Below are 10,764 nucleotides of genomic sequence, written 5' to 3' on the forward strand. Positions count from 1 at the left end.
CAAGAACGTGATAAGCGCCGTGTCGTGGCATATTATTGTCAGCCGCGTAGCTCAGCCTCCAACTGGACACGCACTTGTGTCACGATGGAATCTACCAACTGGTTGATTTCTTCATCGTTTAGCGTGCGTGAAGGATGCTGCCAGGTCAAGCCTAACGCAATACTCTTATGGTCGTCCGCCACGCCTTTACCAGCATAGACATCAAATAGCGTAATGTCTTTTAAGTAATCACCGGCTTTTTCTTTAGCGCAATCCAGTAGAGCCTGAACGGGCACCGCTTGCTTTACGATAAACGCCAGATCGCGTCGCACTTCAGGATAACGTGATAACGCTTCAAAGGCCGGGATCTGCCCTTGGCTTAACGTATCCAGGCGTACTTCAAAGAGTACCGCATCCACTTTAAGGCCCAGCTTGGCGCGCACTTGCGGGTGCAAAGTTCCAATCCAGCCAGCATGCTCGCCGTTGTACTGTATTTCAGCACTCTGGCCGGGGTGAAGCGCTGGATGCTCGGCTGGCTCAAAGCGCCACGCATCAAGATTGCCACCCAAGGCTAAAAGGCTTTCAAGATCCCCTTTGAGATCGTAAAAGTCGATACGCTCTTTAGAACCTGCCCAGCCTTCCGTTTCCCGACTACCACAGACTAACGCCCCCATCATGGGAACCTGGGACAGTTGATCCAGCTCGCCATTAAATACCAGCCCCGTTTCGAATAGGCGAACGCGGGTTTGCTGACGGTTTAAGTTATGCTCCATGGCCCGCACCAGCCCCGGGAAAAGACTGGCCCGCATCACTGAGAGATCCGCTGAAATGGGGTTAGCAAGCACCGGAGAGACGGCATCAGGCAATATAGCGGCCTGAAGCTCGGGAGCCACAAAGCTATAAGTAATCGCCTCCTGGAAACCACGAGCGACCATTTGGCGACGCAACTGCGCTTGGGTGAGTGTTGCTTCATCTGCAGAGCGCAGCGCTAACCGTGCAGCCGGGCGGCGAACAGGCAGATTATTGTAGCCATGAATTCGGGCGATCTCTTCGATCAGGTCTTCTTCAATCGCGACATCGAAACGCCAGCTAGGCGCAACAGCCGACCAGCCTTCAGCCTGCTGACTCACCTCAAGACCCAAACGCGTCAGAATGTCGGTGACATCTTCATTGGCCAATTTCTTGGAAAGCGCACTTTCCAAACGCGCTTCACGCAGCAAAATAGTGCGAGAAGCAGGCACATGCTCTTCACTGACGCATTCAGTGACAGGGCCAGGCTGGCCGCCACAAATATCCAACAGTAAGCGTGTCGCACGCTCAATGGCCGCTGTAGCAAGCTCAGGGTCCACGCCACGCTCAAACCGGTGTGACGCATCGGTGTGCAAACCGTAAGAGCGCGCCTTACCCGCAATCGCCAGTGGTGTAAAAAATGCCGACTCCAGGAAAATCGTCTGGGTAGTTTCGTTAACCCCAGAATTCTCTCCGCCCATGACTCCCGCCATGGCAAGCGGACCCGCCTCATCGGTAATCATTAATGTTCCAGGGCGCAGGGCAACGTCTTGCCCATCCAGCAAGGTTAGCCGCTCCCCCTCTTTCGCCATGCGCACAACGATGCGGCCGTTCAAATTATCGCGATCAAACGCATGCATCGGCTGGCCAAGCTCCAGCATGACGTAATTAGTAACGTCCACCACAGGATCAATGGAACGGATACCGCTACGACGCAGGCGCTCTACCATCCAAAGCGGTGTTTCCGCTTTTACATTAATGCCCTTGATGAGGCGACCCACATATCGGGGACACTGCTCAGGTGCTTCAACGCTGACAGCAAAGGTGTCATCTATTACGGCCGGGATAGATTCGATGACCGGCGGCGTTACGGCTAACCGGTTAAGCACGCCCACCTCACGGGCAAGCCCCTTAACACTTAAGCAATCTCCGCGGTTAGGCGTAAGATCCACCTCAATGGTCATATCGTTGAGGTGCATATATTCGCGAAAATCGATGCCAATAGGCGCAGAATTAGCCAATACCAGAATACCGGGCGAGGTTTCTTCCTCAAGCCCAAGTTCCGATGCTGAACAAATCATGCCGCGTGACTCTACACCGCGCAGCTTAGCCTTCTTGATTTTGAAATCGCCTGGCAGCACGCCCCCTACCTGAGCAAAAGGAATCTTCTGGCCGATATCCACGTTTGCTGCACCGCACACCACCTGCACCGGTTCACCCGAGCCATCATTAACGGTACATACGTTTAATTTGTCGGCATCCGGGTGCTTCTCTTTGGTAAGCACCTCAGCAACGACAACGCCGCTAAACGCAGCGGCTACGGCTTCAACTGCATCGACTTCCAAGCCGGCCATCGTGATCTGATCAGCAATCGCCTGCGTGTCCAGCTGCGGTGATACCCATTCGCGCAGCCACTGTTCTGAAAATTTCATGATCGTTCCTGTGTTCGGCAGCGGTCTTAAGCGAATTGGCGCAAGAAGCGCAGGTCGTTTTCAAAGAACAGGCGCAAGTCGTTTACACCGTAACGCAGCATCGCTAAGCGCTCAGCCCCCATGCCAAAGGCAAAGCCGGTATAGCGTTCAGTATCAATACCCGAGTGGCGGAAAACTTCAGGATGTACCATGCCGCAACCCATTACTTCCAGCCAGCCACTATGCGAGCAAACACGGCAGCCTGAACCGCTGCACATAACGCATTGGATATCGACTTCAGCAGAAGGCTCGGTAAATGGAAAATACGAAGGGCGGAAGCGAACAGAAAGGTCGTCCCGCTCAAAAAACGCCTGCAGAAAGTCTTCAATCGTGCCCTTTAGGTCAGCAAAGCTAACCCCTTCGTCCACCAGCAGTCCTTCCACTTGGTGAAACATAGGCGTATGCGTCAGGTCGGAGTCGCTACGATAAACGCGTCCGGGGCACACAATCCGAATGGGCGGCTCGCTCTCTTTCATTGTGCGCACTTGAACGGGTGAAGTGTGCGTTCTTAACAGCCGCGTTGCATCAAAATAGAACGTATCCGCCATGCCGCGTGCCGGGTGATGCGCAGGAATATTGAGCGCTTCGAAATTGTGATAGTCATCTTCAATTTCTGGTCCTACCGCGACGTCATAACCGATACGCGTAAATAAGCTTTCGATACGTTCAAGCGTACGCGTAACCGGGTGCAAGCCACCACTGGCCTGCCCACGGCCCGGCAACGTAACATCGATGCGCTCAGCGGCCAACCGTGCATTCAATGCTGCGTTTTCAAGCTGCTGGCGCTTAGCGTCAATTTCATTAGCCAATGTTTGCTTTGCCTGGTTAATGCGTTCGCCAGCAGCCGGGCGCTCTTCGGCTGTTAGCTTGCCTAACCCTTTCAGCAAAGCCGTTACTTCGCCTTTTTTGCCTAAATAGCGAACTCGCAACTCATCCAGCGAAGCAACATCTTGCGAAGCCTGAATGGCATCACGTGCTTCAGACACCAGAGTAGGAAGGTGGTCCATCCGTTTCACTCCGAATTAAGCGGTTCCCTTTTATGAGGGTGTCGCACATTGAAGGTGACAAAAAAACAGGGGAAGAGCGGCTGCTCTTCCCCTGCGGGTCACACTGAAATGACCTTCGTCAATTCACGCTGGCATTTGCACAGCTATGACGTTATTGGGCAGCCTTAGCTTTTTCCACGATAGCAGCAAATGCGGCTTTTTCGTGTACAGCCAGATCAGCCAATACTTTACGGTCAATTTCGATGCCGGCTTTCTTCAAACCGCCAACAAAGCGGCTGTAAGACATACCGTTGATGCGTGCAGCAGCGTTAATACGCTGAATCCACAGCGCACGGAACTGACGCTTACGGTTGCGGCGGTCACGATAAGCATACTGACCTGCTTTGATAACGGCCTGTTTAGCTACACGGAAAACACGCGAACGGGCACCGTAGTAACCTTTAGCCTGCTTCAATACTTTTTTATGGCGACGACGGGCAACTACACCACGCTTAACACGAGTCATAACACACTCCTGACTTTATAGCTGAGGCTTTAAGCACTCAGACAAAAAAACGACTTATAGGTTTGGCAGCATGCGCTGGATCAGCGCTTTATCAGCAGCGTGAACCTGCTTCATTCCACGCAGCTGACGCTTACGCTTAGTCGATTTTTTGGTCAGGATGTGGCTACGGTGAGACTGCTTGTGCTTGAAGCCATTAGCGGTCTTTTTAAAGCGCTTTGCAGCGCCGCTGTTGCTTTTGATTTTCGGCATGAGAAAACTCCGCTCGATATTTTTTAGAAAATCCAGGGCCGACCATCACCTACGCGATGGCCCGTTGGTTTCGCCGTTGGATCACTTCTTTTTCGGGGCAAGAATCATGATCATCTGGCGGCCTTCCATTTTCGGGAAGGATTCCACCGTTCCGATCTCTTCCAGGTCTGCCGCGATCCTTTCCATCAGCTTGCGGCCGATGTCCTGGTGCGCCATTTCACGACCACGGAAGCGCAAAGTGACCTTACCCTTGTCACCACCTTCCAAAAAGCGCATCAGGTTTTTCAATTTTACCTGATAATCGCCTTCGTCGGTGCCAGGACGGAATTTAACTTCCTTAACCTGGATTTGCTTTTGCTTTTTCTTTTGAGCCGCTTTCTGCTTCTTCGTCTCAAAAACGAATTTACCGTAATCCATAATCTTACAGACAATGGGATCGGCATTCGAAATTTGCACGAGGTCTAAACCGGCAGTTTCTGCACGCTCAATCGCTTCGGTGGTAGGCACAACGCCCAACTGCTCACCTTCAGCATCGATTAAACGCACTTCTTCTTCGGTAATTCGCTCGTTCATTGGTGGGCGTTTGTCTGCTGGACGCCCGCGCTGATTGCTTCGCTTGATCGTTCCGTCTCCTTAGGCAATTGACGATGTCGCCAGGGCTGCTCGCTCCGCACCAAGACGCTCGATAAGTGCATCGACTGTCATTGTGCCGAGGTTTTCGCCGCTGCGAGTTCGCACGGCCACTGAGTCAGCTTCGACTTCCTTATCTCCCACCACAAGGAGATAGGGAATTTTCTGTAACGTATGCTCACGGATTTTAAAGCCGATCTTCTCGTTCCTCAAGTCCGCTTTAGCTCGTAAGCCACTTTTTTGCAGACGTTGCTCTAATTCAAGAGCGTAATCACGCTGCGCATCGGTGATTGTCATCACTACCGCCTGCTGAGGTGCCAACCATAATGGCATAGCGCCCGCATAATGTTCAATCAAGATACCAATGAAGCGCTCCATTGAGCCTACTATAGCACGGTGCAACATGACCGGCGGCTTACGTTCGCCCTCTTCAGTCACATATTGAGCACCTAAACGCTCGGGCATCATGAAATCAACCTGCATGGTGCCCACCTGCCACTCGCGCCCCAAGCAATCTTTCATATGGTATTCAATCTTGGGGCCATAGAACGCACCTTCACCAGGGAGCTCCTGCCATTCGACATCACACGCTTTTAACGCGCGACGCAACGCATCTTCCGCCTCATCCCAAACGTCATCACTACCAATTCTTTTCTCAGGGCGAAGCGCAATTTTAATGGCAATATCTTCAAACCCAAAATCGGTATAGACCTTAAGCGCCTGGCGATGAAAGCTGGTGACCTCGGGCTCAACCTGGGCTTCGGTGCAAAACACATGACCATCATCTTGAGTAAACGCACGAACACGCATAATGCCATGCAAAGCGCCAGAGGGCTCGTTACGATGACAACCACCAAACTCACCAAAGCGAACCGGAAGCTCACGGTAGCTACGCAACCCGGAATTAAACACCTGCACATGGCCAGGGCAATTCATGGGCTTGAGAGCATACTCGCGCTTCTCGGATTCGGTAAAGAACATACCGTCCGCGTAATTATCCCAATGTCCTGATTTTTTCCACAACGATACGTCCATTATTTGCGGGCAGCGAATTTCCTGGTAACCGCCGTCTTTATAAACGCCTCGCATATACTGTTCGATCTGCTGCCATAACGCCCAACCGTTCGGATGCCAAAACACCATCCCTGGCGCCTCTTCCTGCATATGGAAGAGATCAAGACGGCGCGCAAGCTTACGGTGATCGCGTTTTTCAGCCTCTTCAAGCCGCTTCAAGTACGCTTTCAGCTGCTTTTTATCGCCCCAGGCAGTGCCATAAATACGCGTCAGCATGGGATTTGAAGCATCCCCGCGCCAATAGGCGCCGGCAAGCTTCGTCAACTTAAACGCTTTTAGATGGCGGGTATTAGGCACATGAGGGCCACGGCACATATCCGTGTACTCTTCATGATGATAAAGCCGGATATCCGCACCGTCAGGAATATCGTGAATAATTTCCTGTTTATACGTTTCATCACGCTGAGAAAACGTCGACATTGCTTTATCGCGATCAACATATTCACGGACAACATCGTACTCGCGCTCTATTAGCGCTTGCATACGTTTTTCAATTGCCTCTAAATCTTCTGGCGTAATTGAACGACCAAAGTCGACATCATAATAAAAGCCGTTATCAATGACCGGCCCAATCGCCATTTTAGCGTCCGGGTAAAGCTGCTTTACCGCATGACCAATCAAATGCGCGCAGGAGTGACGAATGATCTCCACGCCGTCTGGGTCACGCGCAGTAATAATCGCTACGTTTGCATCGTGCTCGATAACATCTGCAGCATCGACTAAAACGCCATCTATCCGCCCTGCAACGCAGGCCTTAGCCAAACCAGGGCCAATGGATTCTGCAAGCTGCATAATGGAAAGTGGTGCTTCAAATGTTCTTTGGCTACCGTCAGGTAGTGTCACAATGGGCATTCAGTATTCCTTGAGCGCAGTGGTGATCCATACCAAGGATCACATTTCGCTATCAATGATCGTGGCGTTTAATAAGTGATACAACGTTATACAAGCGCGCAGCCTAACAGACTTGAGCGCCGCAGAAAATAAAAACGGGAGGCATACGCCTCCCGTCGATACGCACAGTAAATGTGCGGCACATCCAGCAAAAGCACTACACGTTTAGCGCCCAAGCAGTCTGCGTATTAGTTCCACTCGTCAATTTCAACACGGCGGTTCAGTGCGCGACCTTCATCAGTCTCGTTCGTAGCGATCGGATTCTCTTCACCGTAACCAACAGCACGCATGCGGTTAGCTTCTACGCCACGCTGAGCAAGATAAGCAGTCACAGATTCAGCACGACGCTGAGATAAGCCTTTGTTATAAGCAGCTGTACCACGTGAATCGGTATAACCATCGATGCTTACACGCACATCGGGGTTATTAACCAGACGCTCAGCAACACCGTTCAGGATGTTACGGGCATTATCGGTCAACTGAGCAGAATCAAACTCGAAGTTAACGTCTTGAAGAACAACGCTATCTGGGCAACCCAGCGCGTTTACTTCGGTGCCAGCTGGCGTATTGGGGCACTGGTCACGGTAATCCGGCACGCCGTCACCGTCGGAGTCTAGCGGGCAACCTACTGCGTCTACTTCTACACCAGCGGGGGTACCCGGACACTGGTCACGATAGTCCGGCACGCCGTCATTATCGGAGTCCAGCGGACAACCTTGCGCATCAACGGCAACACCAGCAGGCACTTCACCGTATGTCGGGCACTGCGGAGCTACCGGCTCAGGCGTACGATCAGCACACAGCAGGCCACCGATTGCAGCGCCAGCGACAGCACCCGTTGCCGCACCGCTATCTTCATCAGAAGAGCTGCTAGTGGCATAGCCGATGCTACCGCCAATCAAACTTCCCGCCAGACCGCAAACAGCAGGGTGCTGATACCAGCTACGGTCACTGCTGCTAGCACCAGCTTGGCCAGAAGATTGATTAGCGGAAGTGGCACAGCCTGAAAGGCCCACTACCAAGGCGGAACCGATTAGCAACCCAGTCGTTGACTTTTTCATACAAGACTCCTTCTTGATCCAATGCTGACTTAGCCGTATAGCCAAATCTATCCAATGCTTCTTATTGCGAGAGCATCCATTTTTCGCTTGTTCAATTTTAACCACGCGGGCGTTCCCCTGCCTGAATTGAACAATCTGCCTATTATTACGCTTTAACCATTGAAGGCAACAATGCCGACATATCAACTTCTTGCCAACATCGACATATCAAGCATAGCAAAACTGCCACATCCGGCACCAAAAAAACATATTGCCGCACTAAAATAAACCAAACTTACTTCTTATTTTCGCCTTTATACAGCTCAGGTCCGCCTTGTGCACGCCATTTTATAACGGCTTCTGCAGCAGCCAGAACCGCGGGCTTCATATCACGCTCAACTTCCAAACGCTGCTTATCTTCGCTCATGCGCTCACGGGGCGTTAAATTGGCACGAGCAGAGTGCGTTTTAAGATGCTGCGTCCGGTTATAAACCTCAGAAAAGGCTTTAAAATCAGGATGCTCTGCAAGATTGGCATCAACAATTTCAAGCAGCACCTTACAGCGCCATGAACCTTCGGTAATGTCTACCTGCCCTTGGACCAATGCACTTGTTACATAATCCAAATTTTCAAGGCTATTTTGCTGGGCCCTTAAATCTTCATCCAAGCGGAATGCTTCACGGCGTTTTACCTCTTTGCGCAGTTTAAGCGCGTACATGGATAAAGCCGCAATGACAGCAAGCGCTAATGTAAGCGCCATCAGTGCGCTGACCGAATTCATAATGCTCTCCGTCGTACATCAAAAAACTAAACAGGAATTATACATCATTTTAAATTTGAACTCTTATCTTCTATCGCTCGCCCAAGCACACGCACCACCAAGCCCGCACCATGCCAATCACGAGTAAAACGGCCCCTGCAGTATGCGCAAGTGCCAACCACAAAGGCAACCACATCAACACGTTGGCTATGCCAAGTACAACCTGCAGCGCATAGACCCCAATAACAAATACAAGCGCCCGAGCGACACTTGGGTTGTGGCGATATCGATACCAAAGCATCAGGAGTGACACACCCAGCAACAGCGCCCCTAGCCGATGCATATAGTGAATCGCGACCCGAGCTTCTGCATGCAGCTGTCCATGCAGGTAATTGGGGCCAACCGTTTGAGTCAGATGGAAACCTTCACTAAGATCCATGGTTAGCCACCACTGGCCATTACAAGCGGGGAACCCTTGGCAAGCCATACCTGAATAGTTACTTGTTACCCAGCCCCCCAAACCAAGCTGCAAAATCAATAGCACGGCGGCTAAACCCCAAAAAACATTAAAGCAGTTTGCTCCCATGACCTTTTTCTCAGAAATACTGGTTAGCCTGAGATGCAGCCAGAAAAAGAGCAGCAATACGCTTAGCCCGCCCAGCAAATGTAAAGTAACCACTTGAGGCCAAAGCTTGAGGGTCACGGTAAATGCACCAAAGCCCCCTTGTATAATGATAGCGGCAACTAGAAGCACGCTAATGCACCAAGGGTAATGGCGAGTATTGCGAAGTGGCCAGCCAAGCACTAAAACGCTTAGAACCAATATTCCGAGAAGAGTAGCTACATAACGATGCACCATTTCCACCCAGGCTTTTGCAACATCCAGGGGGGCATCGGGATGGCGTAGAGCAGCATGCTCACCATCAGGAACGAGCAAGCGACCATAGCAACCAGGCCAATCCGGGCAACCTAACCCCGCGTCCACTAAACGCGTCCAGGCACCGACCAAGATAACGACAATAGTCAGCAGCGTTCCCAATAACGTTAAGCGTGAAAGCCATACCAAGCGGCGCTCTGTCGATGAGTGCATCATGTATCCTTACATTTTCGTCGGCAGTATCCCTATCGGCTATTAAAGACCTCTTCGATACAAGCCAATCTATCCATGGTTACCTTATATTAGCAGCTAGATAAGGGCTAACTTGTCTCAAGAGCCCCCCCGGCTTTTCCTCCAAGCCTATCGTCAACCAACGAAATACCCTCACACCCCATACAGTATTATCGCTCTATATCAGTGTAGACATTTATTTTTAAACGGTTATTCGTACGCACAACACAAAAGACGATTTACAACCCGCTGACATGAGCCCTATAGTCACTGCTACAATTCCGTATTCTTTTCATTAATCCAACGTAATACAGGGAATAATTTTATGCTGCAATATCGTCTCACCACCGGGATAGTGGCTTTTCTGGCGTTAATAGCAATGGCGTCGCTAGCGGGATGCACGACGTATACCTGGCCAGACGGCTCAAAAGAAACCGTACTTGGCGTTGTGCCGGACGATGAAAATAAACGCTATGAAGAGCAGCAAGCAGAAAGTGTCAGATACCGCGTACCAGGTGAAATTCCAGAAACTCAGTAGCACCGTTAGCACTAGCCCTCTTCTTATCCTTGTTGCAAGGCCTTAACGCTAATCATAACTTGGAAGAATCTAAACTTAAGAGTTTGCTATCTGTAAGCCTTAAAGCAATGAATAATGCTTAGCCATGACCTTGAGCAGGCCTTGAGTCGCTTTATTTTTCAAGCTCGTTGGCTATTTGCATGACTAGCTGACAAAAAAGTGGCGGTTAGGCCTTATATTAGCGGGCGCCAGAAGCGATAAGGATTTTTTCGATATCCTGATAGTTAGCACCGCTTGCATGCTGCAGTGGCGTCACGCCGTTACCATCCGCCAAGTTAACATTAGCGCCTGCCTCAACTAACAACTCTACGATTTTCCGATGGTGGGCCTGCCCATCGCCCAAGATGATTGCCTCCAGCAGCGCGGTCCAATGAAGATTGTTAACGTGATCTACGTCAACCCCTGCCTCAATCAAAGTTCGTACCGTCTCAACATGCCTGCGCTCCGCGGCTGGAATGGTAATC

At 51.0% G+C, this 10,764-nt stretch carries 11 protein-coding genes; 1 reads left to right on the forward strand and 10 read right to left on the reverse strand.

The window, feature by feature from the left end; all coding sequences use genetic code 11:
* Positions 1 to 38: 38 nt before the first annotated feature.
* The 9 genes from pheT to ACT3TC_RS12580 form a co-directional block, all read right to left on the reverse strand.
* Entirely contained in the window at positions 39 to 2,420 is a 2,382-nt protein-coding gene (pheT, locus tag ACT3TC_RS12540; RefSeq protein ID WP_444640260.1) for a phenylalanine--tRNA ligase subunit beta, read from the reverse strand.
* Between the two features lie 26 nt (positions 2,421 to 2,446).
* The gene (gene pheS / locus ACT3TC_RS12545) at positions 2,447 to 3,466 is read right to left on the reverse strand and encodes a phenylalanine--tRNA ligase subunit alpha (protein ID WP_192527091.1); all 1,020 of its coding nucleotides are present in this window, start codon (positions 3,464 to 3,466) and stop codon (positions 2,447 to 2,449) included.
* Between the two features lie 151 nt (positions 3,467 to 3,617).
* Positions 3,618 to 3,971 (reverse strand): 50S ribosomal protein L20, encoded by a 354-nt coding sequence (gene rplT / locus ACT3TC_RS12550; RefSeq protein ID WP_018916261.1) that lies wholly within the window; start codon positions 3,969 to 3,971, stop codon positions 3,618 to 3,620.
* A gap of 54 nt (positions 3,972 to 4,025) precedes the next feature.
* On the reverse strand, positions 4,026 to 4,220 hold the full coding sequence (gene rpmI, locus ACT3TC_RS12555) for a 50S ribosomal protein L35 (protein ID WP_087111489.1): 195 nt from the start codon (positions 4,218 to 4,220) through the stop codon (positions 4,026 to 4,028).
* Between the two features lie 81 nt (positions 4,221 to 4,301).
* Entirely contained in the window at positions 4,302 to 4,793 is a 492-nt protein-coding gene (infC, locus tag ACT3TC_RS12560) for a translation initiation factor IF-3 (protein ID WP_193054550.1), read from the reverse strand.
* Between the two features lie 60 nt (positions 4,794 to 4,853).
* Positions 4,854 to 6,776 carry a threonine--tRNA ligase gene (thrS, locus tag ACT3TC_RS12565; protein WP_172118808.1) on the reverse strand — a complete coding sequence of 641 codons (1,923 nt, stop codon included), beginning with the start codon at positions 6,774 to 6,776 and terminating at the stop codon, positions 4,854 to 4,856.
* 227 nt (positions 6,777 to 7,003) lie between these two features.
* On the reverse strand, positions 7,004 to 7,876 hold the full coding sequence (locus tag ACT3TC_RS12570; RefSeq protein WP_172118809.1) for an OmpA family protein: 873 nt from the start codon (positions 7,874 to 7,876) through the stop codon (positions 7,004 to 7,006).
* Positions 7,877 to 8,150: 274 nt separating this feature from the next.
* Positions 8,151 to 8,636 carry a DUF2489 domain-containing protein gene (locus ACT3TC_RS12575; protein WP_172118810.1) on the reverse strand — a complete coding sequence of 162 codons (486 nt, stop codon included), beginning with the start codon at positions 8,634 to 8,636 and terminating at the stop codon, positions 8,151 to 8,153.
* Positions 8,637 to 8,706: 70 nt separating this feature from the next.
* Entirely contained in the window at positions 8,707 to 9,705 is a 999-nt protein-coding gene (locus tag ACT3TC_RS12580; protein WP_444640261.1) for a COX15/CtaA family protein, read from the reverse strand.
* A gap of 343 nt (positions 9,706 to 10,048) precedes the next feature.
* On the opposite strand from ACT3TC_RS12580, the gene ACT3TC_RS12585 reads away from it, so the two are divergent.
* Positions 10,049 to 10,261, forward strand: coding sequence for a hypothetical protein (locus tag ACT3TC_RS12585; protein ID WP_172118812.1), 213 nt, complete (start codon positions 10,049 to 10,051; stop codon positions 10,259 to 10,261).
* A 217-nt stretch (positions 10,262 to 10,478) separates the two neighbouring features.
* Here ACT3TC_RS12585 and ACT3TC_RS12590 read toward each other — a convergent pair.
* A partial coding sequence (locus tag ACT3TC_RS12590; protein WP_444640262.1) for an ankyrin repeat domain-containing protein occupies positions 10,479 to 10,764 on the reverse strand: 286 nt, incomplete at its 5' end.

This window comes from Halomonas sp. AOP27-A1-41 (assembly GCF_052378605.1).
Classification (GTDB): domain Bacteria; phylum Pseudomonadota; class Gammaproteobacteria; order Pseudomonadales; family Halomonadaceae; genus Vreelandella; species Vreelandella citrativorans.